The 26,456-nt window shown below is 67.0% G+C and carries 29 protein-coding genes; 8 read left to right on the top strand and 21 right to left on the bottom strand.

Annotation, left to right across the window (positions count from 1 at the left end):
* Nucleotides 1–8: 8 nt before the first annotated feature.
* From A5732_RS03760 to A5732_RS03720, 9 genes are all read right to left on the bottom strand, one after another.
* Entirely contained in the window at nucleotides 9–872 is an 864-nt protein-coding gene (locus A5732_RS03760; RefSeq protein WP_065053698.1) for an SDR family oxidoreductase, read from the bottom strand.
* Between the two features lie 55 nt (nucleotides 873–927).
* Nucleotides 928–2,361: an aldehyde dehydrogenase family protein gene (locus tag A5732_RS03755; RefSeq protein WP_076100729.1), complete on the bottom strand. Its 1,434-nt coding sequence runs from the start codon at nucleotides 2,359–2,361 to the stop codon at nucleotides 928–930.
* Nucleotides 2,362–2,524: 163 nt separating this feature from the next.
* Nucleotides 2,525–4,090 (bottom strand): LCP family protein, encoded by a 1,566-nt coding sequence (locus tag A5732_RS03750; protein ID WP_076100727.1) that lies wholly within the window; start codon nucleotides 4,088–4,090, stop codon nucleotides 2,525–2,527.
* Between the two features lie 110 nt (nucleotides 4,091–4,200).
* A complete protein-coding gene (locus A5732_RS03745) occupies nucleotides 4,201–5,142 on the bottom strand; it encodes a class I SAM-dependent methyltransferase (protein WP_076100724.1) in 942 nt (313 codons plus the stop codon).
* Between the two features lie 26 nt (nucleotides 5,143–5,168).
* Nucleotides 5,169–6,110, bottom strand: a complete 942-nt coding sequence (locus A5732_RS03740) for a class I SAM-dependent methyltransferase (protein WP_076100722.1) — start codon at nucleotides 6,108–6,110, stop codon at nucleotides 5,169–5,171.
* Nucleotides 6,111–6,183: 73 nt separating this feature from the next.
* Nucleotides 6,184–6,819, bottom strand: coding sequence for a TetR/AcrR family transcriptional regulator (locus A5732_RS03735; protein ID WP_076052989.1), 636 nt, complete (start codon nucleotides 6,817–6,819; stop codon nucleotides 6,184–6,186).
* Between the two features lie 2 nt (nucleotides 6,820–6,821).
* Nucleotides 6,822–7,814: a pirin family protein gene (locus A5732_RS03730; protein ID WP_076052987.1), complete on the bottom strand. Its 993-nt coding sequence runs from the start codon at nucleotides 7,812–7,814 to the stop codon at nucleotides 6,822–6,824.
* Nucleotides 7,815–7,957: 143 nt separating this feature from the next.
* A complete protein-coding gene (locus A5732_RS03725) occupies nucleotides 7,958–8,506 on the bottom strand; it encodes a Dps family protein (protein ID WP_076052985.1) in 549 nt (182 codons plus the stop codon).
* 88 nt (nucleotides 8,507–8,594) lie between these two features.
* Entirely contained in the window at nucleotides 8,595–9,506 is a 912-nt protein-coding gene (locus A5732_RS03720) for a DNA-3-methyladenine glycosylase family protein (RefSeq protein ID WP_076052983.1), read from the bottom strand.
* 60 nt (nucleotides 9,507–9,566) lie between these two features.
* Between A5732_RS03720 and A5732_RS03715 the strand changes: the two genes are divergently transcribed.
* The gene (locus A5732_RS03715) at nucleotides 9,567–9,968 is read left to right on the top strand and encodes a nuclear transport factor 2 family protein (RefSeq protein WP_065075240.1); all 402 of its coding nucleotides are present in this window, start codon (nucleotides 9,567–9,569) and stop codon (nucleotides 9,966–9,968) included.
* Here the strand turns inward: A5732_RS03715 and A5732_RS03710 are convergent.
* The 4 genes from A5732_RS03710 to A5732_RS03695 all read right to left on the bottom strand — a co-directional run bounded on the left by A5732_RS03710 (nucleotide 9,962) and on the right by A5732_RS03695 (nucleotide 12,819).
* Nucleotides 9,962–10,342 (bottom strand): DUF427 domain-containing protein, encoded by a 381-nt coding sequence (locus tag A5732_RS03710; protein ID WP_076100719.1) that lies wholly within the window; start codon nucleotides 10,340–10,342, stop codon nucleotides 9,962–9,964. The two genes, A5732_RS03715 and A5732_RS03710, sit on opposite strands and share 7 nt — an antisense overlap.
* Before the next feature lie 48 nt (nucleotides 10,343–10,390).
* Nucleotides 10,391–11,218: a class I SAM-dependent methyltransferase gene (locus tag A5732_RS03705; protein WP_076100809.1), complete on the bottom strand. Its 828-nt coding sequence runs from the start codon at nucleotides 11,216–11,218 to the stop codon at nucleotides 10,391–10,393.
* Nucleotides 11,219–11,296: 78 nt separating this feature from the next.
* On the bottom strand, nucleotides 11,297–12,316 hold the full coding sequence (locus A5732_RS03700) for an NAD-dependent epimerase/dehydratase family protein (protein ID WP_065075239.1): 1,020 nt from the start codon (nucleotides 12,314–12,316) through the stop codon (nucleotides 11,297–11,299).
* Entirely contained in the window at nucleotides 12,313–12,819 is a 507-nt protein-coding gene (locus A5732_RS03695; protein ID WP_076052981.1) for a nuclear transport factor 2 family protein, read from the bottom strand. Before A5732_RS03695 ends, A5732_RS03700 begins: the two co-directional genes overlap by 4 nt.
* 75 nt (nucleotides 12,820–12,894) lie before the next feature.
* Here A5732_RS03695 and msrA point away from each other — a divergent pair, with 75 nt between their 5' ends.
* Nucleotides 12,895–13,407 carry a peptide-methionine (S)-S-oxide reductase MsrA gene (gene msrA / locus A5732_RS03690; RefSeq protein WP_076052979.1) on the top strand — a complete coding sequence of 171 codons (513 nt, stop codon included), beginning with the start codon at nucleotides 12,895–12,897 and terminating at the stop codon, nucleotides 13,405–13,407.
* Nucleotides 13,408–13,422: 15 nt separating this feature from the next.
* On the opposite strand, the gene A5732_RS03685 is transcribed toward msrA, so the two are convergent.
* On the bottom strand, nucleotides 13,423–14,739 hold the full coding sequence (locus A5732_RS03685) for a cytochrome P450 (RefSeq protein ID WP_076100806.1): 1,317 nt from the start codon (nucleotides 14,737–14,739) through the stop codon (nucleotides 13,423–13,425).
* 142 nt (nucleotides 14,740–14,881) lie between these two features.
* Here A5732_RS03685 and A5732_RS03680 point away from each other — a divergent pair, with 142 nt between their 5' ends.
* Complete coding sequence (locus tag A5732_RS03680; RefSeq protein ID WP_076100717.1) at nucleotides 14,882–15,499, top strand: TetR/AcrR family transcriptional regulator; 618 nt, start codon at nucleotides 14,882–14,884, stop codon at nucleotides 15,497–15,499.
* Between the two features lie 106 nt (nucleotides 15,500–15,605).
* Nucleotides 15,606–15,818: a TOBE domain-containing protein gene (locus A5732_RS03675; RefSeq protein WP_076052975.1), complete on the top strand. Its 213-nt coding sequence runs from the start codon at nucleotides 15,606–15,608 to the stop codon at nucleotides 15,816–15,818.
* Nucleotides 15,819–15,846: 28 nt separating this feature from the next.
* Here the strand turns inward: A5732_RS03675 and A5732_RS03670 are convergent, their stop codons facing one another.
* Both A5732_RS03670 and A5732_RS03665 read right to left on the bottom strand, forming a co-directional pair.
* Nucleotides 15,847–16,734 carry an alpha/beta fold hydrolase gene (locus A5732_RS03670; protein ID WP_076100715.1) on the bottom strand — a complete coding sequence of 296 codons (888 nt, stop codon included), beginning with the start codon at nucleotides 16,732–16,734 and terminating at the stop codon, nucleotides 15,847–15,849.
* A gap of 29 nt (nucleotides 16,735–16,763) precedes the next feature.
* A complete protein-coding gene (locus tag A5732_RS03665; protein ID WP_076100713.1) occupies nucleotides 16,764–17,993 on the bottom strand; it encodes a sulfotransferase family protein in 1,230 nt (409 codons plus the stop codon).
* Between the two features lie 28 nt (nucleotides 17,994–18,021).
* On the opposite strand from A5732_RS03665, the gene A5732_RS03660 reads away from it, so the two are divergent.
* The 3 genes from A5732_RS03660 to A5732_RS03650 all read left to right on the top strand — a co-directional run bounded on the left by A5732_RS03660 (nucleotide 18,022) and on the right by A5732_RS03650 (nucleotide 21,246).
* Nucleotides 18,022–18,597: a TetR/AcrR family transcriptional regulator gene (locus tag A5732_RS03660; RefSeq protein WP_076100710.1), complete on the top strand. Its 576-nt coding sequence runs from the start codon at nucleotides 18,022–18,024 to the stop codon at nucleotides 18,595–18,597.
* Entirely contained in the window at nucleotides 18,594–19,697 is a 1,104-nt protein-coding gene (locus tag A5732_RS03655; RefSeq protein ID WP_076100708.1) for a DUF1214 domain-containing protein, read from the top strand. Before A5732_RS03660 ends, A5732_RS03655 begins: the two co-directional genes overlap by 4 nt.
* Before the next feature lie 295 nt (nucleotides 19,698–19,992).
* Nucleotides 19,993–21,246: an HNH endonuclease signature motif containing protein gene (locus tag A5732_RS03650; protein ID WP_076100705.1), complete on the top strand. Its 1,254-nt coding sequence runs from the start codon at nucleotides 19,993–19,995 to the stop codon at nucleotides 21,244–21,246.
* A 188-nt stretch (nucleotides 21,247–21,434) separates the two neighbouring features.
* Here the strand turns inward: A5732_RS03650 and A5732_RS03645 are convergent, their stop codons facing one another.
* The 4 genes from A5732_RS03645 to A5732_RS03630 are packed head-to-tail and all read right to left on the bottom strand — an operon-like array spanning nucleotide 21,435 to nucleotide 25,310.
* Nucleotides 21,435–22,484 (bottom strand): LLM class flavin-dependent oxidoreductase, encoded by a 1,050-nt coding sequence (locus A5732_RS03645; protein WP_076100700.1) that lies wholly within the window; start codon nucleotides 22,482–22,484, stop codon nucleotides 21,435–21,437.
* Nucleotides 22,484–23,008: an SRPBCC family protein gene (locus tag A5732_RS03640; RefSeq protein WP_170880047.1), complete on the bottom strand. Its 525-nt coding sequence runs from the start codon at nucleotides 23,006–23,008 to the stop codon at nucleotides 22,484–22,486. Before A5732_RS03640 ends, A5732_RS03645 begins: the two co-directional genes overlap by 1 nt.
* A 43-nt stretch (nucleotides 23,009–23,051) precedes the next feature.
* Entirely contained in the window at nucleotides 23,052–24,167 is a 1,116-nt protein-coding gene (locus tag A5732_RS03635; protein WP_076100698.1) for a fatty acid desaturase family protein, read from the bottom strand.
* Nucleotides 24,168–24,206: 39 nt separating this feature from the next.
* Nucleotides 24,207–25,310 (bottom strand): ferredoxin reductase, encoded by a 1,104-nt coding sequence (locus A5732_RS03630; RefSeq protein WP_076100696.1) that lies wholly within the window; start codon nucleotides 25,308–25,310, stop codon nucleotides 24,207–24,209.
* Nucleotides 25,311–25,380: 70 nt separating this feature from the next.
* On the opposite strand from A5732_RS03630, the gene A5732_RS03625 reads away from it, so the two are divergent.
* Nucleotides 25,381–26,055: a TetR family transcriptional regulator gene (locus A5732_RS03625; protein ID WP_076052955.1), complete on the top strand. Its 675-nt coding sequence runs from the start codon at nucleotides 25,381–25,383 to the stop codon at nucleotides 26,053–26,055.
* A gap of 34 nt (nucleotides 26,056–26,089) precedes the next feature.
* Here A5732_RS03625 and A5732_RS03620 read toward each other — a convergent pair whose 3' ends face one another.
* Nucleotides 26,090–26,443, bottom strand: a complete 354-nt coding sequence (locus A5732_RS03620; RefSeq protein ID WP_076052953.1) for a hypothetical protein — start codon at nucleotides 26,441–26,443, stop codon at nucleotides 26,090–26,092.
* Nucleotides 26,444–26,456 lie beyond the last annotated feature (13 nt).

The raw sequence follows: 26,456 nt of genomic DNA, 5'->3' as shown, positions 1-26,456 counted from the left end.
CGACTGGCTTACCCCAGCTTGAAGTCGGCCTGCTTTGCCGCGGACAGGTCGGTGATCTCGCCCCACTGCGAGGCGATGTCCTCCACCGTCGGCGGCTTCTCGTAGTTGACGCCCTTGTTCTGGAACAGCGCGACGCGCTGCACCTTGCCGCCACCGACCACGAAAACCGAAGCGCTGTTGGGGTTTTCCTCGGTGCACAGGTAGGCCACCACCGGCGCGACGTACTCGGGCGTGAGCTTCTCGAGAACTTCCTTGGGCAGGATGTCCTCGGTCATGCGGGTCGCCGCGATCGGGGCGACCGCGTTGGCGTGGATGTTGTACTTCGCACCCTCCAGCGCCAGGCTGTTGATCAAGCCGACCAGGCCGAGTTTGGCCGCGCCGTAGTTGGTTTGGCCGAAGTTGCCGAACAGCCCGCTGGTGGAGGTGGCGACGACCACGCGGCCGTAGCTCTGCTCGCGGAAGTGCGGCCACGCGGCGCGAATCACGTTGTAGCCACCGTAGAGGTGCACCTTGAGCACGGCGTCCCAGTTCTCGAAGGACATCTTGTGGAAGGTGCCGTCGCGCAGGATGCCGGCGTTGCTGACCACGCCGTGCACGGCGCCGAATTCGTCGAGCGCGGTTTTGATGATGTTCTCGGCGCCCTCGGGCTCGGCGACGCTGTCGTAGTTGGCGACCGCCCGCCCACCGGCGTCCTTGATCTCCTTGACCACATCGTCGGCCATGTTGTGGCCGGCGCCGGTGCCGTCGCGCGAACCGCCGAGGTCGTTGACGACGACGCTGGCGCCCTCCTTGGCGAGGGTCAGGGCGTAGTCACGGCCCAGTCCCCCACCGGCTCCGGTGACGATGATGACGCGATCCTGCACTCCGGGCATAAGTTTCCTCTCTATTCTGAAAAACTCGTTCTAGCAATCGAATTGAAGCAATGTGTCAGAACATCCGGCGGGCCATCTTGAAGGCCCGCTCGGTGTACGGAGGATAGATGAAGCTCGACAGGTCCGGCCGAGTGGGTTTGGTCAACACCGACTTGCGGTGGCTGAACTCGTCGAACCCCCACTTGCCGTGGTAGGCACCCATCCCCGATGCGCCCACACCGCCGAACGGCAGCTTGGCCGTCGAGACCTGGAAGGCGATGTGGTTGACCAGCATGCCGCCGGCCGGCACCTCCTTGATCACCCGCTCGCGGGTCTCGCGCCGCTTGGTGAACAGGTAGGCGGACAGCGGCTTGGGCCGCGAGTTCACGAAACGTATTGCCTCGTCCAGGTTTTGAACGGTGATCACCGGCAGCACCGGACCGAAGATCTCGTTCTGCATCAGCGGCCCGTTCGGGTCGGGATCCACCACGACGGCGGGCTGGATGCGCAGGCTCGATGCGTCGCAGGCCCCGCCGACGGTGACCTTGCCGTCGCCTCCGGACAGGTAACCACTGATCCGGTCGAACTGGCGCTGGTTGACCACCCGCATGCCGTCCGGCTTGTCGGAGGTGAATTTCGTGATGGCGGCACTGATCTTGTCGACCAGTTCATCGCGGATCGTGGCGTCCGCCAGGACGTAATCGGGTGCGACACAGGTCTGCCCGGCGTTGAGCAGCTTCATCCAGGCGATCCGCTTGGCGGCCACCTCCACGTCGGCGTCCGCCGCGACGATGACCGGGCTCTTGCCGCCGAGCTCCAGGGTGCACGGGGTCAGGTGCGGCGCCGCGCCCTCATAGACCTTGCGGCCGATCTCGGTGCCGCCGGTGAACAGCACGCGGTCCAGGCCCTGCGCGATGAGTTCCTGGCTCGTCGCCCCGTCGCCCTCGACCACCGCGATGGCGTCGTTGTCGAGGTACTTGGGCACCAGCTCGGCCATCACATGCGCGGACGCCGCGGCGATCTCCGAAGGCTTGAGGATGACGGCGTTTCCGGCGGCGATCGCTCCGACCGCGGGGCCCAGCGTCAGGTAGTACGGGTAGTTCCAGGCGCCGATGATCAGCACGGTGCCGTAGGGCTCGTACTCGACCCAGCCGCGGCCGGGCAGCTGCGGCAGCTCGAGCAGTTGATACTTGCGTCGCGTCCACCGGCGCACCCGCTTCGCCGCGTACTTCGCTTCACCGGCGGTGGTGGCGATGTCGGCGATGTAGGCCTCGAACGGGCTGCGGTCCAAGTCTTCGGCGAGCGCCGCGGCGAGCGCGGCCTCGTTCTCCTCCATCAGCTTCACCAGTTGCAGCAACTGGCGCTTGCGCCATTCGATGTCGCGGGTGCGACCGGTGGCGAAGGTCTGGCGAAGCCGGGCAACCGTGGCGGGAATGTCGGTCGGTGCGGCCCCGTTCGTGGCGTCCTTGGAGGGCGATGTCTTCGATGCAACCGATTCGGTGGTCATCATTGTCCTTCCCGAGCAGGGTCCCGCCGCATGGCGGCCGCTCATCGGTGATAACCGCGATACTAACCATCCGGTTGGGAGAGCAATAGGAAGGATCCGGCCAACCCCGGTCTCGCGGGGTCGCATCGCCCCGGCGCCCGGCCCGCACGCGCGATGACCGGTGCGGTTACTTGACGCAGGGAACGTTCGCCGCGGTCATCTGGCTGAGGTCGGTCGGCGCCGGGGCGCGGTCACCGGCCCCGGTGGCGGCCACGGCACTCACCTGCCCGGACCCGGACGGGTCGGTCGTCGCTCCGGGGTGGGCCAGGTAGTCAGCTGCGGGGAATTGCGTTCCGACGGTCAACCGCACCGTGCCGGCGGTCACGGCGTCGTTCGCCGTCGCCGGCACATGCAGTTGATCGGCCAGGACCTGTGCGGCCTGGTCGGCCCCGGGGCCGTACTCGATGACGCTGTCGTCGGCCGGGACCGCCGCGGTCGTGGCGCTGCCGCGGGTGAAGCCGCGGCCGGCGAAGGCCTCCTCGATGGCGCCCGCCAGCCCGTCCCGTGAGGTGGCGTTGACGACGTCGAGGATCGCGGGTTCGGCCGGCGCCGGCGGCGGCTGGGTGGACGGTGATGCGGCCTCCAGCGCCACCGGTGTGTCCGACATGAAGCGCTCGTTGACGATGCGCCGGATGGTCGGCAGGTCGACCTGGTTGATGTCGGACCCGTTGGCGTCCTTGCCGAAGCCGGCGATCGGCAGGGTGTAGAGCGACAGCGGCCGCTCGCTCAGTTGCGAGGCCCGCGAAGCGAATTCCATGATGTCCAGCCCGTCGTCGACGGCGACGTTGTCGCGGGCGACCTGTAACAGTTTGCGTAGTCCGCTCACGCTGGACAGCGCGCCGCCGCTGCGGGCCGCCTTGACCAGCGACACCAGGAAGGCCTGCTGTCGCCGGGTTCGGTCGAAATCGGTGAAGGAGCCGTCGTTTTCGTCGCGCCGCTGCCGCACGAAGGCCATCGCGTCCGCGGCGTCGATGCGCTGCACCCCCTGGTGGAAGTCCGCACCCGAATAGCTGTCCCGCGTATCGGCGTTGAGGCACACCGTGATCGGTTCGACGGCCTTGGCGATTTGAAAGAACGCACCCAGGGTGACCTCGACGAAGTGGTCGACCGAGATGCCCAGAAAGTCGTCGACGGCGTTGATTTCGGCTTTGCGGCCGGCCTCGCGCGCGGTCTGCTCGCGAGCCGTCAGGTTGTTGGCGCCCGCCCCGCCCGAATTCCCGGCCGCCTGCGAATTCAGCGACTGCTGGTAGGCCAGCCCGTACGCTTGTTTGATCTTGCCGGCGCAGACCGATCCCGGGCAGCCCGGTAACTCCGCGTAGTCGTCACGCGGAATCGATATCGCGGTCAACGGCCCGTCGCCGTCCGAAATGTGCACGACGATAAGCACATTGGCGTTGTAGCCGCCCGAGCTCTCGTCGCCGGCGTGCAGCGCCTCGTAGACGTCCTGGGGCAGCGGCTTACCGTTCTGGTCCAGCCGGCTGTCCAGACCCATCAGCAGGATGTTCTGGTTGCCGTCCAGCGTCGTCGCCGCATTCGGCAGCGCGTGCGAAATGATGATCTTGCCCAGCGCGGTGTGATAGCCCGTCCAGCCCATACCGGTGATCGCCATGACCGAGGCCGAAGCGACGGCCGCGACGAACCGGCCCTTTCGCAGCGCCCAACGGTGCGATTGATCGGATCCGCCACTGGCCATAATGAATGACCATTGTCCCCGATGACCAGGCGAATTCCCGGTAACCGAGACCGCGAGCCACGGTTGACGTGCGACGCGTCTACGAAGTTAGGCGCCGCGAAGCCGCGGCTTTACAGCCGCTCGGCGATCACGAAGTCGGAGAAGGCGTCCCGGTCTTCGTCCACCTCGGAACTCTGCACCCCGCGGCCCAGGCGGTGCATCTCGTCGATCGAATTCTGCGCCGTTGCGCGCCAGCCGTTTTCGTTGAGCCAGTCGGCGAGGTTCGCGCGGTGCTCGTCGCGGTACATCAGCTCGCCGACGTCGACGGTCTCCTCCAGGCCGAGCTCGTCGGCCACCTTCTTGAACCGTTCCCGCATCTGCTGGCGCCGCTCCTCGGCGTGCATCGGCGCGGTTTCCGCGGAGACGCGGCTTCCCGCCGGGCTCAGCTCGCCGATCTGGGTGAACAGTTTGTCCTGCGCCTCGGCGGGCAAGTACATCAGCAACCCCTCGGCCAGCCAGGCGGTCGGCTGGGCCGGGTCGAATCCGGCGGAGCGCAGCGCGGCGGGCCAGTCTTCCCGTAGGTCGATCGCCACCTCGCGACGATCGGCGGAAGGCTTGGCGCCGCTTTCGGCCAGCGTGGTGGTCTTGTAGTCCAGCACCTGGGGCTGGTCGATCTCGTAAACCGTGGTGCCGGCCGGCCAGTCGAGGCGGTACGCCCGCGAGTCCAGTCCGGACGCGAGGATCACCACCTGCCGGATCCCGGCGGCGACGGCGTCGGCGAAGTACGAGTCGAAGAAGTGCGTCCGCACCGCCTGATACCCGCGCATGTGCTGCATGCGGGCGGCGGACTCTTCGTCGATGGCTTCGATCTTGGCCACGACGTCCGGGTCGAGCATGGCCTCCCACAAGACCTCGGCACCGGCGTTGTTGACGAGCAGCCGGGCGTAGGGGTCGCGGATCAGCGCGTCGGGTTGCTCGGTCTCGATGGCCCGGGCGGCGGCCACCATGACCGCGGTGGTGCCGACGCTGCTCTTGATGTCCCAGGTGTCGTCGTGGCTGCGCAGTGAACTCATGGCGGTGCTCCTTGGGTGGTCCTCGGTCAGGCGGTGGGCGTGCCGAGACGCGCCCGCAGCAGTGTGCTGCGGACCGCCTCGTCGGTCAGGTCGTCGGGTACCGGACGGCCCAGTCGGGCCATCTCGTCACGGTTGCTCACGCTGTGCACGCGCCAGCCGTGGTCGGCCAGCCACGCGGCGGCATCCGTTCGGTCCGGCTCGTGGTAGGTCAGCGCCTGGACATTGACGTCCAGCCCGAGCCGGTCGCGCATCCGCAGCCAGCGCTGCGAGTTGCTCCGGGAATTCAGGCCGAACATTTCGATGGCGATCTGGCTGTCCGGCGAGCTGAGCGCGGTGACCATCTCGAAGAGCCGGTCCTGAGCGTCGCTGGGCAGGTACGGGAGGAGCCCTTCGGCCAGCCAGGCGGTGGGTTGGGTGCGGTCGAATCCGGCCGCGGTCAGCGCCGCGGGCCAATCGTCACGCAGGTCCACCGCGACGGGGTGCCGGATGGCGGACGGCACGGCGCCGTGCTGCTGCAGGATCCCGGCCTTGTACTCCAGCACCTGAGGCTGGTCGATCTCGTAGACGGTGGTGCCGGCCGGCCACTCCAACCGGTACGCCCTGGAGTCGAGCCCGGCGGCCAGGATCACGACCTGCCGGATGCCGGCGCCGACGGCGTTCGCGAAGTACTCGTCGAAGAAGTGGGTGCGCACGGCCTGGTAGTCGATGCCGCAACGGTGCGAGCGCTGTCCGTGCTCATCACCGTCGAGCCAGGCCAGCCCGGGGTCGGCCAGCCGCGCCCACGCGGGGCCGGCCGACGAGACCAGCAGGCGCGCGAAGTCGTCGCGGATCAGCGGATCGGGCCCGGCGGTTTCCGCGGCCCGCGACGCGGCGACGCCAAGGGCGGTGGCGCCGACGAGTTCGGTGATGGTCCAGCTGTCGCCGGCAGACCGTACGGACGGTGGCAGCGAGGCATCCAGGTCAGTCATATCCCGCCCATGGTACCGGGATAAGTTAGTTAGCCTATACGCTTTGTGCGCAACTTCACTGCGCGGCGGCGCTCTAGTCCTGGCGCCCCTGGAATGCACCCTCCAGCAGCCCGCGCATCACGCCGACGAGCGCCAGCAGGGTTTCCGGGCTCTCGACGTACCCCGCATACAAGCCCACCCCGCACACGAGCACGAGCAGCGCCTCGGCCAGCACCGTCGCCTCGACGTCGGTCACGATTTCGCCGCGTTCGATCGCCTCGTTGATGACACGCAGCAGAAATTCTCGACTGATTCGTACTGAATCGTTATCGGTACCTATCAAATCCGGATGTCGCTGCGATTCGAGCACACCGCTGATTAAAAATGCGGATCCAGCAGGGTTTTTCGAATTGGCTCTGGTCGCTTCGGAGATGAATGCCGTCAACTGCGCCACCAGCGTCGTCTCGCGTTGGGCTTGTTTGATACCGGCCCCGATGACGAATTCGTTGGTGTCATCCAGCACTTCCCGATAAAGCGCCCGTTTACTCGAGAAATAATGGTTGATCGCCGGCCGGGTGAGGTCCGCGCGGGCTGCAATGGCCTGGAACGTCGCGCCGTCGTAGCCGCGTTCACTGAAGACCAAACGAGCAGCTTGGATGATCCGCTGCCGAGTCTCGTCAGCCTTCGCGGCAGGCGGCCGTCCGGGCCTGCGGTTCCCCCGTGGAAGCATTGCTAGAGTGTGCCACCCCCACGGTGCGGCATTAGCGCATTTGGCGGAATGCTGCCAAATTTTCCGGCTTGGTAGTCCTCGAGCGCCTCGATCAATTCCGCGCGGGTGTTCATCACGAAAGGCCCGTAGTGGAATACCGGCTCGCGAATCGGGCGACCGCCCAGAAGCAGCAAATCAATGGCTCCGTCAACGGCCGTCGGGCCGGAATCCTGGACGTGCCGGGCTCCCACGGTGATCCGATCGCCGGGGCCCAGCACCGCTAGCTGACCCTGGTGGATCGGATGAGCGACCGGCCCCACGTACCCGCTGCCGGACAACACGTAGACCAGCGCATTGAAGTCGCGCCGCCACGGGATGTTGAGCTGGGCCCCGTTCTCAATGGTCGCGTGCGCCAAGGTGATCGGGGTGTGGGTGACGCCGGGGCCCCGGTGTCCGTCGATGTCGCCGGCGATGATGCGGATCAGCGCTCCGCCGTCCTCGGAGGCGAGCAACGCGGCGTCGCCGCCTTCGATGGACTGATACCGCGGGGCCGCCAACTTGTCTTTCTTGGGCAGGTTCACCCAGAGCTGGACGCCGTGGAAAAGCCCGCCGCTGTCGACCAGCTCGGCCGGCGGCGTCTCGATGTGCAGGATGCCGGAGCCGGCCGTCATCCACTGCGTCGCGCCGTCGGCGATCAGGCCGCCACCGCCGTGCGAGTCCTGGTGCGCGAACTTCCCGTCCAGCATGTAGGTGACGGTCTCGAAGCCGCGGTGCGGGTGCCAGTCGGTGCCCCGGGCCTGCCCCGGCTGGTACTCGACCTCGCCCATCTGGTCCATGTGCACGAAGGGATCCAGCGCGGCCGCGCTGACTCCCGCGAAAGCGCGCACCACCGGGAAGCCCTCGCCCTCGTAGCCACGAGGGCCGGTGGTGATCGATCGGACCGGCCGCTCGGTATCCGCGGGTCCGGGACCGCTGACGCGTGGCAACGTCAGCGTGTTAGCGGTAACTGCAGGCATCTGGCCTCCTCATATAGTTACGCTATATAACCGGACTAGGGTCCATTTATTCCGGAGAGCGCGGGCGGCATGCCCACCGAAGACATTCGCCCCGGCGTGCGGGCACCGGGGCGAATGCGCGTAGTTTCGTCGGAGCGGGCTGCTCAGGATTTGCCACGAGCGCTGCTGGCGGCGGCCTTCTCGGTGCTCTTACCCTGGTGCGCCAGCTCGCCGCCGGCGCTTTCCAGGTGCGCCCGGACGAACCATTGGAACTTCTCCAACTGTCCCGCCTGGCCGATCAGCAGATCCTGGGTCACCTGGTCGAGTTCGTCTGTCTCCTCGATGTATTGGCGAACGTCCTCGATGACGCCGGTGTAGACGAGGTCCAGTGCGGCCAAGTGCGCCTGGACCGTGTCGCGGCCGACCGAGTAGTCGTCCCACGAGCGGTCCTTGATGATGGCGCCGGGCGTGCCTTGCGGCGAAGCACCAAGCGCCGCAATGCGTTCCGCAACATCGTCGGCAAACCCTCGGACGGCGTCCACTTGCGGGTCGATCATCTCGTGCACGCCGATGAAGTTGGGGCCAACCACGTTCCAGTGAATGTGCTTCAGCGTCAGATGAAGATCGTTGTAGGTGCTCAGTTGCTTTTGCAGCAGCTCGCTGAGCCGCGCCGCCTGCTTGTCGGTCAATCCCGGAATTGTGAACTGAGTCATCGCTTCTTTCCTAGCTTCCTTCCATGGGGTTCACACACGATTACTTGCCCGTTGGATACCCGATGGCCAAGCTGAAAAACGCGACGGATCAAAGCGAGTGGATTTGCTGCACCGGCAGCCTCGGCCCGCGGCGGGGCTCGTATGCCAGTCCGCTGGCCTCGAGCAACCGGACCACGCGCTGGCGGTGGGGCCGCATCGGCTCGAGCAGTTCGAGCATGCCCGCGTCATCGACGGGTCGGCCGAGCAACGTCCAGCCGATCATCTTGGGAATGTGGTAGTCCCCCACCGACACGGCGTCCGCGTCGCCGAAGGCGCGTTGTGCGGTCTCGGCGGCGGTCCACTCCCCCACCCCCGGCAGCGACATCAACGCCTCACGCGCCTGCACCGTCGGCCGCGACACCAGCCGCTCCAGCGACGGGGCCCGCCGCGCACACGTCACTACGGCCTGCGCCCGCCGCGGGTCGACGTTGGCGCGGTGAAACTCCCACGACGGGATGTGCCGCCACACGTCGGCCGGGGGCATGACCCGCATGCCGGCCGGCGCCGGCCCGGGCGCCGGCGTGCCGTACTTCGCCACCAACACCCGCCATGAGCGAAACGCATCGGCGCCGGGCACTCGCTGCTCGATGATCGCGGGGATCAGCGCTTCGAGCACCTGCCCGGTGCGGCCCAGGCGCAGGTGCGGAACCCGTTGCCGGGCGGCGGCAACCGTCGGATGCCGCGCCACGAAGTCCGAGTCGTCGTCCTCAAAACCCAGCATGGCGGGCAGCATTTCGATGAACTCGTGCGCGCCGCTGCCCCAGGCGGCACCGTGCGCGGCATTGGGCCCGACGCGGCTGATCCGGGCCGTGACGGGCCCGCTGGGCAGCAGGCTGGTGCGCCAGATCGAGCCGTCACCGGGGGCCCGGAAGCATGGATCCCCGCGGCCGCGGCGAAGGGGCGCCAACGTGTGCCCGAAGCTGACCGCTCCGGGAAACACGACCGTGCGCGCGGTCTGCACCTGATGACTCTCCGACTGCTCTGATTGACCGTGAACTGCGTGCCAGGTCAATATTGCGTTGTGATGACGCCGTTCGATGACCCGCAGGGCGAACTGGCCTGGATGTTCCTGCAGAGCACCAGCGACGGCGGCGATCTGGACGAGGGCTTCGCCCTGCTCAGTGACGACTTCACCTACTGGACGCTCTACACTCGCACGCCCTGCGACAAACACGTACTCCGGCGGTCGATCGAGCGACGCAAACAAGACCTCGAGCTGACCATCGACCTGGTGCGCTGCGTGAACGAGGGAGAGACCGTGGTCGTGGAGGCGCAGGCCACCGGCACCACGTCCGACGGCGTCGAGTACGACAGCCCGTTCGTGTGCATCTTCGACACCCGCGACGGGCTGATCGTCTCCATGCGCGTGTACAGCGACACCCGTGCGGTGGCGGCCGCGCTTCCCGGGTGGACGCCCTACTGAGCCGAGATGCTGATGTCGGCCTTGTTGGGGTAGAACGCCACGTGCCCGGCAATCTTTTCGACCGCCGGATACGGCTGCTCGTAGGTCCAGATCACATCGTCGACGGTGTCACCGACCGAGGTGGTCACGCTGTAGTAGCTGGCGTTGCCCTTGAAGGGGCAGTACGTGCTGGTGTCCGTCGGGGTGAGCCGGTCCTGCACCACGTCGGTGATCGGAATGTATTGCACCGCAGGCAAAGTGGCTTCGCGTAATTCCAGCGCGGCCGTGGTGTCGGCGACGAGCTCGCCGTTGACGCGTACCTGCACACGCCCCTTGGTCGGCTCGATGGTGATCGGGTGCCCGGCGCTGGGTTCTTTGATTTCCGGGTGGGCCATGGTGGTTCCTCCTTAGACGCCTTACCGTTGTGCAACGCGCGTCCGCGGTCAAGGCTTCCCGCGGGGCGGACCGAATGCGTAGCGGTGGTACTGCGACATGTTGGCAACCGCGTCAACCTGCGACATGACCTTGCCCAGGGCTCGGGATGAGCGGGGCAACTGCGCGAAGGTGTACGACTCGAACCATCGTTCCCAGGCCAGCAGCCGCACCCCCGGCACGGCTTCGATGATGTCGTCGGGCCCGTTGATCGCCCAGTGCAGCGTGGACCCGGACCGTCGCACCACTGTGTTGAGCCATTGCGACTTGATCCCGAGCCAATTGAACGCGTCGAACTGCAGCTCACCCGATGCGAACCGGCCGACCACCCTGCGCAGTAGGGCGGTGCCGTCCTGCTCGGTGAGATACATGGTCAGCCCCTCCCCGATCATCAGCGTGGGACGGTCGGCTGGGATTTCGGCCAGCCATGCCGGGTCGGTGACCGAGGCGGCGACGACGCGATAGTGATCGCGGCTCGGGTAGAGCTGGGTTCGCAGGGCCACGACCTCGGGGTAGTCGACGTCGTACCACTGGACGCCCGGGCCCGGCTGCAAGCGGAAGAATCGGCTGTCCAGCCCGCAGCCCAGGTGCAGCACGACCGAACGAGGATGTGCGGCAAGGAATTTGCGCGTCCATTGGTCGAAGTGCGCCGACCGGGTGGTCACCGACGGCGCCCGCCGCGGGGTGATGGTCGTTTTCTTCCAGTCGTAGTCGATGCGCTCGACGATCTCCTTCGCATACCGATCGCCCAGGATGGGTTTCGGAAAATCGGCGTCCAGCGCCTTGGCGTAGAACGTCGCCAACATGGTCTGGGGCGCCCCGCTGAGATCGACGGGTATTCGCGCGGTAGTCACACCGCGAGGCTAGCCCCACCCCAAGCCCCCGCGCCGCGTCCTGAACAGCGGTCGGCGTGGTGTTCAGCCGGGAGTTGTGCTCCTGCCTTTGGCATCTCGCATCGCGGCCCAGAACCGGGCCGCCTCGCGGATGGATTCCTCGACCGGGCGCGGCTGCCAGCCCAATTCGCGGACGGCCTTGCTGTGGTCGACGGGCGCTTCGGCACGCATCATGCGCACCGACGCGAGGCTGAGTTCGGCATCCTTGCCGGTGAGGCGCGCCCGCAGGTTGCCCAGCGCACCCATCGCATACAGCACCGGGACGGAGATCGAGCGCCGCGGCGCCGGCACACCGGCCTCGTCGGCCGCGATCCGGACCACCTCTTTCAACGCGATCATCCGCTCGGAGATCAGGTACCGCTCGCCGATGCGCCCGCGTTCGGCGGCCAGGATCATCGCCCGGGCGGCGTCGGTGACACCGACGACTTCGAGCTGGATGCCCTCCATCGTGAAGGGCAGCTTGCCGAAGACCGCGCCGGCGATGAACGCGCCATGCGGGGTGCGGCCCCAGTCACCGCTGCCGTACGTCGTCGACACGCACATCGCCACCGCGGGCAGCCCGGCCTCGGCCACGTAGCGCATCACCAGGTTCTCGGCCTGGACCCGGGACTGGACGTAGTCCGACAACCCGCGGGTGCCGACGATGTCCTCCTCGGTGGCGACGTGGCCGTGGCGCCGGCCCACGGTCGCGTAGGTGCTGGTGAAGATGAACCGGCGCAGGTCGGGTTGCGCGACGGCCACGTCCAGAACGTTGCGCAGCCCTTCGACGTTGGTGCGAAACAGCGGCGCGGTATCGCGCAACCAGGCGCGGGTGTCCACGACGCAGTAGTAGACGTCGTCGACGCCGTCCATCGCCTCCTGCAGCACGGCGGTGTCGAACACGTCGCCGTGAAACCGGGACAGCTCCAGGTCGTCGATCGAGCGGGTGTTCGCGCCCTCGCGCACCATGGCCCGCACCTGGTGGCCGTCGGCGACGAGTTGGCGGGTCACATGCGAACCCAGAAAGCCGTTGGCGCCGATGACAAGTTTGGGTTTCGTGCTCACTGAGCGCCTCCGTACTGCTCCATGAATCGCGCGCCGTCCTCGTCGAGGGTGCCGAGTTCCTGCGCCTTGCGGCACCACTTCATCGTCGCCTGCACGAAGCGCAGCGGGTTGTAGATGTCTTCCTGCTGACGCCACAGGCCGTCGCCGGCGTAGGTGATGATCGAGATGTTCGTCGCGCCGATGACCGTGCCGTCACCGGGATCGCGCATCGGGTTGTCGAGTTCCATGATGATGCGCCCCGTGGGCTCGTCGATCACCGACCACAGCGACGGGAACGCCACCATGTGGCTGCCGGGAAAGCTGCCCATCGTCTTGCTGATCCACTCGCGGACCTCGTCGCGGCCGTGCATGGTGCCGGCCGCGTGCTCGATATACACGACGTCGGGTGTGTAGTGCTGGACCCACGCGTCCCAGTCGTGTGATTGCGCCGCCGCGTCGACGGTCGCTTCGAATTCTTCGAAGGCGGCGGCCAGTTCGCTACGCGAGAACTTTGGCGTGCTCATGATTTCGCGGCACCGTTGCAGCTCATCGGCGGAGTGTAACCTGGCGTCATTGTTGCCGGTTATGGAGGACGAACGATGACCAACCAGAAAGCGATTCTCGCCGGCGGCTGCTTCTGGGGGATGCAGGAACTGATCCGCAAGCAGCCGGGCGTGGTTTCCACCCGGGTCGGTTACACCGGCGGCGACGTCCCCAATGCGACCTACCGCAACCACGGCACCCACGCCGAGGCGATCGAGATCGTCTATGACCCGGCGGTCACCGACTACCGCACGATGCTGGAGTTCTTCTTCCAGATCCACGATCCGACAACGAAAGACCGGCAGGGCAACGACCGGGGACCCAGTTACCGGTCGGCCATCTTCTATCTCGACGACGAGCAGAAGCGGATCGCGCTGGACACCATTGCCGACGTCGAGGCGTCCGGGCTGTGGCCCGGCAAGGTGGTGACCGAGGTCAGCCCGGCCGGCGACTTCTGGGAAGCCGAGCCCGAACACCAGGACTACCTGCAGCACTATCCCAGCGGATACACCTGCCACTTCATCCGCCCGGGCTGGAAACTGCCGCGCCGGGCGACCTCCAGCCAATAGCGGACTGCGCCGAATTCAGCGCCGGCGCACCAGGATCCGGCCGCCGTCCTTCGGGGTGAAGGCAACCCCGCGGCAATGCCACCGCTCGCCGGGTGCGTCCGTAGTCTCAATCGTCAAGCGGCGCAACACCGTCCGGAGCACCACGTCCATCTCCATGTTGGCGAATGCCGCCCCTACACAGCGGCGGGTCCCGCCACCGAACGGAATCCACGACAGCGCCGACGGTTTGGTGTCGATGAAGCGTTGCGGGTCGAACCGCCGGGGATCGGGGAACACGTCGGGGTTGTCGTGTATCTGCGCGATGCCGACGATGATCGAATAGCCGCGCGGGATCACCCATTCGCCGAGCTGGTAGGCCTCGGGGTAGACGTGGCGACCGGCGAAATCGATGACGGTCCGTGCCCGCTGGACCTCCAGGATCGTCGCTTGGCGCAGCTCGCTGCCGCCGTTGTCGGCCTCCTCGACCAGCCTCGCCAATAGCTCAGGGTGCCGGCTGATCCGCTCGAATGCCCAGCCCAGCGTGGATGCGGTGGTCTCGTGCCCGGCGGCCAGCAGGGCCAGGAGCTCGTCGCCGATGTCCTTGCGCGACATCGCGGAACCGTCGTCGTAGGTGCTGCGCAACAGCAGCGCGAGCACGTCGGTCCGCTCGGCGAAGTTCGGGTCGGCCCGCTCGTCGGCGATCAGCTTCTCGATGACGTTGTCGTATTGCCGCCGCCACTTGTCCAGGCGGCCCCACGGGCCGAACCGGGGATAACGCTTCGGCTTCGGCAGCGCCGCAAGGCGGGAGCCCAGCGTGACCCACGGCGGGATCAGCCGGCGCAGCTCGTCGAGTTCGGCGCCCTCCGCGCCGAAAACCGCACGCAGGATGGCATTCAGCGTGATTCGCATCATCGGCGGCAACGTCGCGAATGACCTGCCCTCCGGCCAGCTGGCCATCTCGCGCAGCGTCTCTTCTTCGATGATGCTCTCGTAATTCTTCATGCTCTTGCCGTGAAATGGCGGAGCCAGCAGCCGTCGCCGGCGACGATGGTCGTCGCCCTCGAGTCCGAATACGGAGCCGGGACCGAACAGCCTGCTCAAATTGGGTTGGATGTTGCCGAGTTCGTCTGGGCTGGTGGTGAAGATCTGTTTGGCCAGCTGTGGGTCACTGACCATGATGACGCGCCCCCACATCGGCAGGCGCAGCGTGAAGACGTTTCCGTAACGGCGTGACAGTCGTCGCATCATCGTTCGCCGCGACGTCGCGAAGCCGAGGCCCTGAAGCGCTTTGGGAACCCGGACGGCCGGAGGCAATTTGATTGCGGTCGGCGGGGCGGCGACTTGTTGGCTCATGATGACGATTTCTCCCAACATCTGCCCCGGCACCGGGGTGGTACGGCGATGTACCGCGGTATCTGCCGAGTACGGTACTCTGAAGTACCAAGCCTGACAAGGTGCCGCACTCACCGAAAGGGGCGCCCGCGTGACACCAGCGGTGACAGCGACAGCCGCCGACGCGGTCGCGGGCGACGCACCCGGCGAGCCGGATCCGTTTCGGCAACGGCTGCTCGACGGACTCGCCGCCTCGATCACCGAGCGCGGCTACCGCGCCAGCACGGTCGCCGACGTCGTCCGCTCCGCGCGCACGTCCAAGCGCACCTTCTACGACCACTTCGCCGGCAAGGAAGAGTGCTTCCTCGAGCTGCTGGCCGTCGACATCGAGAAGCTGGGCGCCACGATCACGGCCTCGGTCGATCCCGTGGCCGATTGGCACGTGCAGATCCGCCAGGCCGTCGACGCCTATGTCGGATACATCGAGGCCCGGCCGGCCATTACGTTGAGCTGGATCCGCGAACTGCCCTCGCTGGGTGCGGCCGCTCGCCCGGTGCAGCGCCGTGGGCTGCAGTTGCTGACCAGCCTGCTGATCGACCTCAGCGCCAGTCCCGGGTTCCGGCGCGCCGAGCTGCCCCCGCTGACGGCGCCGTTGGCCGTGATCCTCTTGGGCGGCCTGCGGGAGCTGACCGCACTTGCGGTCGAAGACGGTAAACCGGTCCGAGAAATCGTGGAACCGGCCGTGGATGCGTCCGTAGCCCTGCTCGGCCCGCGCCATTAGGCCCGCACGTCCGCGTAAGTGAAAGCGTCACAAGCCATCCCGGCTCTGGCCCGGTAGGTCTAGGCTCACCGCAGACCCACTCGTTTCCGACTTGGAGGATCCTGCGATGCGGCTCTCGACTCGAAACCAGCTCAGGGGCACCATCACCGAGGTCGAACTCGGCACCGTGATGGCCGTGGTGAGGGTGACGCTCGACGGCGGCGATCAGGTCATCACGTCGTCAGTCACCAAGGACGCCGCGACCGACCTCGGCCTCAAGGTCGGGCAGCCGGCGACCGTGTTCATCAAATCGACCGAAGTCACCATCGGCGTCGACTAGGGCCGGCACCGAAAAGCCTTCACCCGCGTTATTTTTCGGCGAGTAAACTGCGAACCCGGTCCAGGACCAGATCGGGGCGCTGGTCGACGATCCAATGGCCGACGCCGTCGACCAGCTCGACCTCGAAATCAGCGATGTGATCGGCATATCCGTCGGTGAGGTCCGCCGTGATCACCGGATCTTTGGTTCCTGTCAGCCAGCGGACCGGGACGTCGATGCGAGCATCGTTGTATTGGCCGCGCATCCATTTGCGCATCTCTTTGGTTTGGAAGCTGCGGTACCACCGCGAACCCGCCTCTGCGTGGCCGGGCTGTTGCATGCACTCGAGGTACATGCGGGTGTCCTCCTCGGGCAGGGTGTAACCACCGCCGACCCATGACCCGAGCATCCGGACGAACCGGGAGTTGGGGTCGCTGATCACCCGCGGCCCGATGACCGGCAGCGAAATCGGGATCTGATACCAGAGCCGCCAGATATTGCGCAGCGTCGACAGGCTCGGCTTCACCCACGGCGCAACGGTATTCACCCCGAAAAATCCTGTCACCCGCTCCGGGTGGCGCAGCATCATGATGAACGCGACCGGGCCGCCCCAGTCGTGGGCCACCAGCTTGACCGTCGCGACGCCCAACCGGTCCAGCACCCCGGCCAAATCGTCGGCCATCTCGTCCTTGGTGTAGCTGGTGCGTGGCGCCGAACTCCAGCCCGAGCCGCGCAGGTCCGGACACAACACCCGGTAGCCGTCGGCGGACAGCGGCCCGATCAGCTCGCGCCATTCCCACCAGTTCTGCGGGAAGCCGTGCACCAACATCACCGCCGGCCCGCTCGCCGGTCCCGCCTCCGCGACGTGGATCGTCACGCCGTTTCCCAGATCGACGTATCTGTGTTCCACCCCGTCCAGCGCCGGCATTGTGACCATGAATTCAGAACGTAGCCGCTCGGAAAGGCTTAGGCCAGAAACCGCTCGACATACGGCGCGAAGCGCTCGTGCAGGTCGCCCTCGTCCAGCCCGAACATCTCATAGGACGTCTCGACACTGCCCAGTCGCCCGCGCCGGTGGCCCGCGAGGTAGTCGCCGATGGCCGCGCGCGCCTCATCGGTGAACGGTTCGCCGGCCAAGGCGTATACCCGCTCGGCGACGCCGAGTTCGTCCGCCATGAAGTCGTCGAACCGGATGTCGATCGAGCGGTCCGGTCCGATGGTGTCGCGGTCGCGGATCAGCGCGGTGAGCATCTGATCGAGGCGGTCGATCCACGAGTTGGCGATCTGCTCCACCGGCACCGGCGAGCGGTGCATGCGGGCGGAGTAGGTGATCATCGCGATCATCGACAGCGCCACCGGCACCGGGTCGCGGTGGGTGAACACGACGATGCTGTCGGGGAACACCCGATTCAGGACGGGCACCTGCTCGAGATGCTGAGGCGATTTGAGCAGCCAGCGCCGTCCGCCGCGCAGGAACTGCATCGCCCGGAGTTGAGTGGCCAGGTACTGATAGTGCGGCGTTTGGTCGTGAGCCTGGTAGTAGTCCCGCCAGCGGGGGACGTCGGCGAGCGTCTCCAGCAGCATCGTGGACACGTCGTTGGCCAGCAGCTGAATCTCTTCGTGGACGTGGTCGGTGGTCATCTCGTGCATCAGGGGGAAATGTGGCATCACCATGTTGATCACGCCGACCGCGACATCCATCCGGGTTCGCCGCGGATCCGGTTGCACGTCAAGTTCATTCGGCATCGGGAACGGCTCGTTGCTTTCCCAGTACGGCATGGTGCGGAACGTAGGCGGCGCGGCCAGCAGGTTGTGCAGGTGCGTGGTGCCGGTGCGGGGCAGCCCGGCGATGACCACCGGCGAACGCAGTTCGATCCCGTTGATCTCGGGATGGCGAGTCAGCAGGTCGGCCAACAGCAGCCGGTTCTTGAGGATCTGCAGCAGTTGCCCGTAGAAGTTGACCACTCCGGCGTCGTGCAACCCGTCGATCTCGCGCAACGCGGCGAGGTAGACATCGAGGCGCTCGCGGTAGTCGTCGGGGCCGAAATCGTTCAGGCCGGTGTCGGCCCTGGCCTGCGCGTGCAAAGCGCCGGCATCCAACGGGCATTGCGGGGCCATCGTGGCCATCATGTCGAGAATCTGCTGACCCTCGGCACTGAATTGGGGCTGGGCAAGGTCGTCGAGGCGAACGTTCACGGCGACTTATGTTACTCTGAGTTTCGTAATGGTAGTAGATTTTGGTCGTCCTCGTGATCCGCGGATCGACGGTGCGGTGCTCAGCGCCACCGTCGAGCTTCTCGCCGAGACGGGCTACGCCTCGCTGTTGGTCTCCGCGATCGCCGAGCGCGCCGGCACCAGCAAGCCCGCCATCTACCGGCGCTGGCCGAGCAAGGCGCACCTCGTCCACGAGGCGGTGTTCCCGATCGGCGCCGCGACCGAGCTTCCGGATACCGGGTCGCTGCCCGAGGATCTGCACGAAATGGTCAGTCGCTCAATGACTTTCCTGAGCACACCGCCCGCCCGGGCGGCGCTGCCTGGACTGGTCGCCGAGATGGCCGCGGACCCGACCCTGCACTCGGCGCTGCTGGAGCGGTTCGCCGACGTCATCGGTGGCGGGCTCACCGAGCTGCTGCAGCGAGCCGTCACCCGTGGCGAGGTCCGCGCCGGCGTGACCGCCTCCGAGCTCACCGAGGCCATCGCCGGCATCACGCTGATGGGCCTGCTCACCCGCCCCGACGAGCTCGACGACTCCTGGGTCGACCGCACCACCGCATTGCTCCTGAAAGGAATCAGCGCATGAAGCACCAATCGACCGAGGCGTGGCAGGACCTACTGAAAACCCTTGGCGAACTGGGTAACTCGTTCCTCGAGGGTGACCGTGCGGTCACCGACGATCGACACGTCGCCGACGGCTACCGCATGCTGGCCGCCACCCTGGGCGTGGCCCTGGATGCTTACCTGTTCCCCGAGCCGGGCCGGCCGCAGTTCGTCGCGGTCAACACGCCCTTTCGCCGCGACCGCCGCTGGGGCGGGGACAACACCGACGCCTACTACTTCATCTGCCCGATCGATCCGGCCCGCCGGTACCGGATCAGCGGGAACAAAGGTGACAGCGTGTACTTTTCGGTGACGGCCTACAACGAGCCGACGCCGGGCGCCTGGTCGGATCGGGTCGTCGCGATCGTCCGCGACACCGACCTCGAGATCGACTCCGACGGCAACTTCAGCTTCGAGTTTCCCGCCACCCCCGACGCGGCCGTGCTGATGACCCGCGACTATCAGGCCGATCCCCTGACCGGGCGCCCTGTGACCTGGCACATCGAGGCGCTCGACGAGCCCGACCCGATCCGGCACGGTGACGCCGAGACCGCGGCGAGCCTGCGCGCCGCCGCCACTTGGCTGCGGACCATGTTCGCCATCGTGCCGCTGGCCGTCGGAAACCGGGTTGACCAGCAGCATGCTCTGGGGCACGAAACCGCCCATGCCGCCAACGCTTTCGCCGATCCCTATCAGGTGCCCGACGCCAACTTCGGCTGGTCGGCGCGCGACGCCTGCTACTCCTACGGCAGTTTCGTGCTCGACGAGGACGAGGCGCTGGTGATCACGCACCGGCCGCCGGCGTGCAGGTTTTGGAACCTGGTGGTGTGGAACCAGTTCATGGCGACGGTCGGCCCGGAGGACGCCCGCTGCTCGCTGAACGGCCACAGCGCCGTGCTCAACAGCGACGGTTCCGTGACGGTCGTCTTGTCCGCCGCCACGACGGCGCACCCGAATTCGCTTACCACGCTGGGCTATCCGCGCGGCAACCTGGCATTCCGTTGGTTCCTTGCCGACGGCGTGCCGCAGCGGCCCGAGGTGGAACTCGTCAAGGCAGCCGACGCCCCCACCGACACGCACTGAGTTCGGCGGTGGCGACCCGCGTCGCCCGGCAATGCCGCCCTCGTGATCGCCACTGGCAACAACCAAGGGGTCGCTAGGGCTATGCAGACCATGCGGTTGTTGGCTCACGATTCGGGGCCCGCGGTATTCGCAGCGGGTCAACCTCTTGTTCTTCGGTTTTGGGCTGCTGGGATCTGGGCACTAATTTTGGACGGCGGGGCTGCCCTGGCGGCCAATGTGCGCCGTGCTGATGGATCACACCCCGGCGCGGATCGGGCCGCCGAGATTTGTCGTACCCGGCTGCAATGCTGAGGTTATGTCCTTAACTGCGTCACCTCCCGCCGTGGGGAGTCCCGCCGAGCGTCTTGAGGTGTTGTTCGAGGAGTTGGCGGAGTTGAGCGGTCAGCGCAATGCGATTGATGGGCGCATGGTGGAGATCGTGGCCGAGATCGATCGCGACGAATTGTGCGGTGTCACCGGCGCGCGGTCGGTGCCGGCGTTGGTGGCCTGGAAGACCGGCTGCTCGCCGGCCAACGCCCACACGATCGCCACCATCGCGAGCCGGCTCGAGGAGTTCCCACGCTGCGTTCAGGGCATGCGCGAGGGCCGGCTGTCGGCCGATCAGGTCGGCGTGATCGCGGCGCGGGCCGGGGAGGGTTCTGATGAGCACTACGCGCAGTTGGCGCGGGTCGCCACGGTCACTCAGCTGCGCACCGCGGTCAAGTTGGAACCGCGACCCGAACCCGAACCCCGGCCCGAGCCCGAGCCCGAGCGCACTTTCACCACGACCACCAATGAGCAGGGCAGCTGCTACCGGATCACCCTTGCCCATCATGACGCCGCGAAGTTCGACGCCGCCTTGGCCTCTCATCGTGATGCGCTGATCGCCGAATGGAAACACGACCACGGCAATGGTGCGGGCACGTCAGATCAGCGCCCGCCGTTTCCGGGCACCGCCGAGGCGTTCATGCGTCTAGTCGAGGCCGGCTGGGACGCCGAGGCGGCCCGCCGCCCGCACGGGCAGCACACCACCGTGGTGGTGCACCTCGACGTCGAGCAGCGCGCTGCCGCCCTGCATCTGGGTCCGCTGCTGTCCGACACCGAACGCCGGTACCTGACCTGTGATGCCACCTGTGAAGTCTGGTTCGAACGCCACGGCCAGGTCATCGGCGCCGGACGCGCGACCCGGCTTATCGACCGGCGGCTTCGCCGCGCGCTGGAGCATCGCGACCGCACCTGCGCCGTGCCCGGCTGTGGCGCCACCCGTGGTCTGCACGCCCACCACATCCAGCACTGGGAAGACGGCGGCCCCACCGAGTTGGCCAACCTGGTGCTCCTCTGTCCCTACCATCACCGGTGCCACCACCGGGGCGTCATCACCATCACCGGACCCGCCCACGCACTCATCGTCACCGACACCGCGGGCCGATCACTGAACCCGGGATCGCTGGCGCGCCCACCAACGCAACCCCCGCCCGCGGTGGCGCCCTGCCCGGGACCCACCGGCGAACGCGCCGACTGGTGGTGGTACACACCCTTCCAACCCCAACCACCACCGCCAAGCAACTAGGTTACTTGGCGTCCTATCGAAACCGAAACACATTGGGGCATAGCTAATTTCGTTAGCATAACCCGATGCTATCGGTCAAGGCCGATAACACGACCTTTATCACTGTCGTGGCCTTGGCGGTCGGTAGGGCTGACCTGCGGGCTCGACTCGCAGGTGGTGCGGATCTGTGCACTAGCGACCCTTTGTCGCTAGGCCTCGCGGACCAGTTCGATCGCCCGGCCCAGCGTCTCCAGCTTGGCGTCCAGCGTGTCGCCCGCGGGATACAACCGCACGGTGTTCACGCCAGCGTCGCGCCACACCGCAAGGCGCGCGGAGACCATCTCCTCGGTCCCGATGAGCGTGGTGGCCAGCACCATCTCGTCGGTCACCAGGCCGGCCGCCCCGTCCCGGTCGCCGCGCTGCCAGCGCTCGCGCACCGCGGCGGCAACGTCCGCCCAGCCCTGCCGGCTGTAGGCCCGGTTGTAGAAATTCGTGCTCGACGATCCCATCCCGCCGAGGCTGAAGGCCAGCTCCTTCTTGCGGCCCGCGACCATGCCCCGCAGCTCGTCTTCGTCTGCGGCAAAGGCGACTTCGGCACCCTGACAGATGTCGATGTCGGCTCGGGTACGGTTCGCGGCCGCCAGCCCGTCGTCGAGGTGCGAGAAGTAGGCGTCGCCGGCGCCCTCGGGGACAAAGCTGGTGCCCAGCCAGCCGTCGGCGACCCGTCCGGTCAACCGCAGCATAGCCGGTGACAGGGCGGCCAGGTACACCGGAATAGGGTGCTCGGGGCGGTTCGACAACCGCATCGGCACCGCCTCGCCCCCGGGTTGGGGGATCTCGAATTCCTTTCCGGCATAAGCGATTTTCCCGCCCGCAAATGCCTGCCGCACAACGTCGATCGTCTCCGAGATGCGCGCCAACGGCCGGCGGAACGAGGCGCCGTGCAGGCCCTCGATCACCTGCGGGCCCGAGGCACCCAACCCGAGCAGGAATCGCCCGTTCGACAGGTTGGACAGCGTGATCGCGGTCTGGGCGACCATCACCGGCGAGCGGGTGCCGACCTGCAGCACGCCGGAACCCAGCAGCATCCGCTCGGTGCGGGCCGCCAGGTAGCCCAGCGCCGACGGCGCATCCGCGCCCCACGCCTCGGCCACCCAGCAGACATCGAGACCCAGCTTCTCCGCCTCGACGGCCAACGCCACGACCTCAGCGGCCTCGCTCCCGGCACCGGACAGCTCGACCGTCGTGGCCGTCCGCATCAATGCACTCCGTGTTCGGCCAGCCGTTTGATCGCCGCCAAGGTCTTTCCGATCGCGCCCTCGAACTCGCGCAACCGCACGAACACAATCTTCTGCTCCTTGTCGGGCATCGACTCGATGGCCACCGACAGGCCCGAGCGTCCCGGCCCCATCTGCATCCAGTAGTTCAGGACGGTGCCGCCGTCGCGGGGGGCCAGCCGGAATCGCCACTTGGCCGCGGGATCGTCGGGTTCGCCGACGGCCCAGGCGAACTCGTGCGGCTGGTCGCAGGCGACGATCTGCGAGGTGCTGCTCCACTGCCCGAACGCCTCATGCTCGTTGTGTCCGATGAAGCGCGCGCCGACCCCTGGGCCGTTCGATCCCTCCGCCCATTCCACGGCCTTCAGCTCGCTGCTGAACGCGGGCATCAGCGCGATATCGGATACCAGGCTCCAGACCCGGGCCGGATCGGCGTCGATCCACGTCGAAGCTTCCACTGTCGGGGTATCCGCATAGCGCGCGCCGGTCCATTCCACGGACCTCATTGTCCCCCTGTCCCAGCGCGAGGCAATGCCCGACCACGTGGATTTACGCGGCGATCGGCTCGGGCTCGGGCGACTTCTCGGCGGCGGCCTTCTGCACCCAGGAGTCCGGGAAGGTCAGCCGGACGATCTTGCGGACGACGGTGCCGAACTGGCGCAGCAGCGGACCGCGGTTGTACGGGATGCCGTAGCGTTCGCAGATCTCCTGAACCTCGCCCGCGATCTCGGAGTACCGGCGGGCCGGCATGTCCGGGAACAGGTGGTGCTCGATCTGGTGCGACAGGTTGCCGGAGAGCAGGTGAAACAGCCTGCCGCCGGTGAGGTTTGCCGAGCCGAGCACCTGGCGGAAGTACCACATGCCGCGCGACTCGTCCTTGGTCTCCTCGACGGTGAATTCCTGTGTGCCGTCCGGGAAGTGGCCGCAGAAGATGATCATGTACGACCACACGTTGCGCATCAGGTTGGCGGTGAGGTTACCGGTGAAGACGAACGGCGCGACGGGCCCGGCCAGCAGCGGGAACGCGACGTAGTCCTTGAGGGTCTGGCGACGGGTCTTCTTCCAGATGGCCCGGAGGACTTCGCGCTTGTCCTCGAGCCGGATCTCACCGGAGCGGATGCGCTCGGTTTCCAGCTCGTGCAGTGCGACGCCGTACTGAAACAACACCATCAGCAGGAAGGCGTAGACCGGGTTGCCGAGAAAGTATGGCTGCCAGCGCTGGTCCTCGCTCATCCGCAGGATTCCGTAGCCGATGTCGCGGTCCATGCCCACGATGTTGGTGTGGGTGTGGTGCATGTAGTTGTGCGAGTGCCGCCATTGATCGGCCGGGCACGCCGTGTCCCACTCGAAGGTGCGTCCGGAGATGGCCGGGTCGCGCATCCAGTCGTACTGGCCGTGCATGATGTTGTGGCCGATCTCCATGTTGTCCAGGATCTTCGACACACCCAGCATCGCGGTGCCGGCCAGCCACGCCGGCGGCAGGAACCCGGCGAACAACAGCGCCCGGCCACCGACTTCCAGCGCACGCTGCGTCTTGATGACGCGGCGGATGTAGTCGGCGTCCTGTTCGCCGAGTTGGGCCATCACGCGTTCCTTGATGGCGTCGAGTTCACGGCCGAATGCGTCGGCCTGTTCGGGTGTCAGGGTGATCTTGTCGTTCGGCATTGCTTGTCCTCCAAGTCTTTTCTGGGATGTGAGCGCCGTTTACAGCGACAGGTCCACGTCACCGACCGGAACGGACACGCAGATCTGCACGTCCTCGTCGGGAGCGGTCGAGACCGCGCCGGTGACCAGGTTGCGCACGGTGCCGGCGGTTTTGCGGCGCGTGCAGGTGTGGCAGATGCCCATCCGGCATCCGTTCTCGGGCGTCAGGCCCGCCGATTCGGCCTGCTCCAGCAGGGACCGTCCGTCGTCGACGATGTCAACCCCGCTGTCGGCGAACGTCACTCGTCCGCCCGCCGGATTCGCCGGCGCATCGAAGACCGGCGGCACGAAGCTCTCGGTGTACACGTTGTCGCAGTGCTTTTGCACGGCCTCGACCAGAGGCGTTGGCCCGCAGACGAATACCGCATCGGGTGACGGCATGGCGGCGGCCAGGTGCTCCGGGCCGAACCGCCCGGCGAGGTCGCCGTAGTCGGATCGGGTATAGCCGTGCAGCACCCGCACCGGGGCCATCGCGGCCAGCTCGTTGCGGTAGCACGCCTCGGCGGGTGTGCGGGCGTAGTGGATGAATGCGATCTCGCCCGGATGGCCCTGGGCGACCAGGGTGCGCGCCATCGCCAGCACGGGGGTGATACCGCTACCCCCGGAAACGAAGAGGATGCGCTGCGGGCTTTGTGGTCCACGCGCCGGTAACGTGAAGTCGCCGCCGATGCCCGCCAGACCGACCACCATGCCGGGGCGGGCGTGTTCGTACAGATAGTTCGAGACCAGGCCGCCCTCGTGCCGGCCGATGGTCAACTCGAGACCGGCCGTCCCTTCGGCATTGGCGGGCGAATAGCAGCGGGTGTGCCGGCGGCCGTCGATCTCGACGGTGAGGTTGACGTACTGGCCGGCCTTCAGGCTGTGGGCGGAGAGGAAGGTGTCGTTGGGGGTCAGGGTCAGGGTGACACTGCGCGGGGTGCTCCGCCGCACGTCGGTCACTTTGGCGCGGGCTTCGCCCAGCGTCCAGGTAGGCGCCACCAGTTCGGTGTAGCGGTCGACGCCGTGCGGACCGGTCAGCAGGTCTAAGAGCTCTGAACCCAACACGCGCTGCCGAAAGGTCCGCGCGAGGACTCGGCCAGAAGCTTGAGCGGTTTGAGTGAACATATGTACACCGTGCGACCGCAACGCACGTGCCGTCAAGGGTTTACTGCCTGGCTGTGGTAGGGTTCACACAGTGAACAGCCGTACTCCTAGCTCACGCGGGCGCGGCTCGGGTCGCGAGCGCTCGCGCGAAAGCCAGTCGCGTGAGGAGCGCAAGGAGGCGACCCGTCGGGCCATCATCGCGGCCGCGCTCAAGCTGTTGCAGGACCGCAGCTTCTCCAGCCTGAGCCTGCGCGAGGTCACCCGTCAGGTCGGGATCGTTCCGGCCGCGTTCTACCGGCATTTCGAATCGATGGAGGCCCTCGGCCTCGTCTTGATCGACGAGTCGTTCCGGAGCCTGCGCGACACCCTGCGTGATGCCCGTGCCGGCAAGCTCGACCCCAACCGGGTGATCGAGTCGTCCGTCGAGATCCTGGTCGCCAGCGTCGCCGACCGGCGCGAACACTGGCGGCTCATCGGCCGCGAGCGCAACAGCGGCCTGTCGGTGCTGCGGTATGCCATTCGCACCGAGATCCGGCTGATCACCTCCGAACTGGCCACCGACCTGGCGCGATTCCCCGGGCTGAACAAGTGGACCACCGAGGATCTCAACGTGCTGGCGACCCTGTTCGTCAACGCCATGATCGTGATCGCGGAGGCCATCGAGGATTCGCAGAGCATCGAGGCGACCGAAGACATCCGCCGGCTCGCCGTCAAGCAGTTGAGGATGATCGCGACGGGCATCGCCGGCTGGCGAAGCACACCCTGAGTGCGTCGGCTGCAGTAAACAGCCGAGCACTGACTTACTCGTCGACGACGTCGTACAGCGAGTCGCCGTCTTCGGGGGTGCCATCGATCTGGCCCCGATGGGCGCGCCGCGGTTTGTCGTCGACCGGCTCGATGTCATCGGGGACGTCGGGCTCTTCGGCCGCCAACCGGGAATCGAGGGATTCGCCCTCGCGCTCCTCCCTGGCCGTCACGCCGAACCGGTTGGCCTCGCTCCAGCCCTCGGGCGGGTCGACGACGATGTCGCCGTCGTCGTTGCGCAGCTCGTCCGAGTCGGTACCTTCGCTCGCGTTCAGGGTGTCACCCGGGCCGCCCTCTTCGGGGAAGTCCACGGGATCCACCTGCTCGTCCGGCTGGGGGTTATCGCTCATGCCGAAACGGTTG

It is taken from the genome of Mycobacterium colombiense, assembly GCF_001953985.1.
Classification (GTDB): domain Bacteria; phylum Actinomycetota; class Actinomycetes; order Mycobacteriales; family Mycobacteriaceae; genus Mycobacterium; species Mycobacterium colombiense_B.
This window is presented reverse-complemented; position numbering and strand designations above follow the sequence as displayed.

Bases quoted from the DNA above. Each gene is read 5' to 3' on its own strand.
- A5732_RS03745 (WP_076100724.1), bottom strand. From the start codon at position 5,142: ATGAGTTCACTGCGCAGCCACGACGACACCTGGGACATCAAGAGCAGC.
- A5732_RS03630 (WP_076100696.1), bottom strand. From the start codon at position 25,310: ATGTTCACTCAAACCGCTCAAGCTTCTGGCCGAGTCCTCGCGCGGACC.
- A5732_RS03695 (WP_076052981.1), bottom strand. From the start codon at position 12,819: ATGAGCACGCCAAAGTTCTCGCGTAGCGAACTGGCCGCCGCCTTCGAA.
- A5732_RS03640 (WP_170880047.1), bottom strand. From the start codon at position 23,008: ATGAGGTCCGTGGAATGGACCGGCGCGCGCTATGCGGATACCCCGACA.
- A5732_RS03655 (WP_076100708.1), top strand. From the start codon at position 18,594: ATGAAGCACCAATCGACCGAGGCGTGGCAGGACCTACTGAAAACCCTT.
- A5732_RS03620 (WP_076052953.1), bottom strand. From the start codon at position 26,443: ATGAGCGATAACCCCCAGCCGGACGAGCAGGTGGATCCCGTGGACTTC.
- A5732_RS03760 (WP_065053698.1), bottom strand. From the start codon at position 872: ATGCCCGGAGTGCAGGATCGCGTCATCATCGTCACCGGAGCCGGTGGG.
- A5732_RS03645 (WP_076100700.1), bottom strand. From the start codon at position 22,484: ATGCGGACGGCCACGACGGTCGAGCTGTCCGGTGCCGGGAGCGAGGCC.
- A5732_RS03670 (WP_076100715.1), bottom strand. From the start codon at position 16,734: ATGGTCACAATGCCGGCGCTGGACGGGGTGGAACACAGATACGTCGAT.
- A5732_RS03740 (WP_076100722.1), bottom strand. From the start codon at position 6,110: ATGACTGACCTGGATGCCTCGCTGCCACCGTCCGTACGGTCTGCCGGC.
- A5732_RS03685 (WP_076100806.1), bottom strand. From the start codon at position 14,739: ATGAGCCAACAAGTCGCCGCCCCGCCGACCGCAATCAAATTGCCTCCG.
- A5732_RS03735 (WP_076052989.1), bottom strand. From the start codon at position 6,819: ATGCTTCCACGGGGGAACCGCAGGCCCGGACGGCCGCCTGCCGCGAAG.
- A5732_RS03650 (WP_076100705.1), top strand. From the start codon at position 19,993: ATGTCCTTAACTGCGTCACCTCCCGCCGTGGGGAGTCCCGCCGAGCGT.
- A5732_RS03635 (WP_076100698.1), bottom strand. From the start codon at position 24,167: ATGCCGAACGACAAGATCACCCTGACACCCGAACAGGCCGACGCATTC.
- A5732_RS03730 (WP_076052987.1), bottom strand. From the start codon at position 7,814: ATGCCTGCAGTTACCGCTAACACGCTGACGTTGCCACGCGTCAGCGGT.
- A5732_RS03750 (WP_076100727.1), bottom strand. From the start codon at position 4,090: ATGGCCAGTGGCGGATCCGATCAATCGCACCGTTGGGCGCTGCGAAAG.
- A5732_RS03660 (WP_076100710.1), top strand. From the start codon at position 18,022: ATGGTAGTAGATTTTGGTCGTCCTCGTGATCCGCGGATCGACGGTGCG.
- A5732_RS03710 (WP_076100719.1), bottom strand. From the start codon at position 10,342: ATGGCCCACCCGGAAATCAAAGAACCCAGCGCCGGGCACCCGATCACC.
- A5732_RS03675 (WP_076052975.1), top strand. From the start codon at position 15,606: ATGCGGCTCTCGACTCGAAACCAGCTCAGGGGCACCATCACCGAGGTC.
- A5732_RS03755 (WP_076100729.1), bottom strand. From the start codon at position 2,361: ATGATGACCACCGAATCGGTTGCATCGAAGACATCGCCCTCCAAGGAC.
- msrA (WP_076052979.1), top strand. From the start codon at position 12,895: ATGACCAACCAGAAAGCGATTCTCGCCGGCGGCTGCTTCTGGGGGATG.
- A5732_RS03725 (WP_076052985.1), bottom strand. From the start codon at position 8,506: ATGACTCAGTTCACAATTCCGGGATTGACCGACAAGCAGGCGGCGCGG.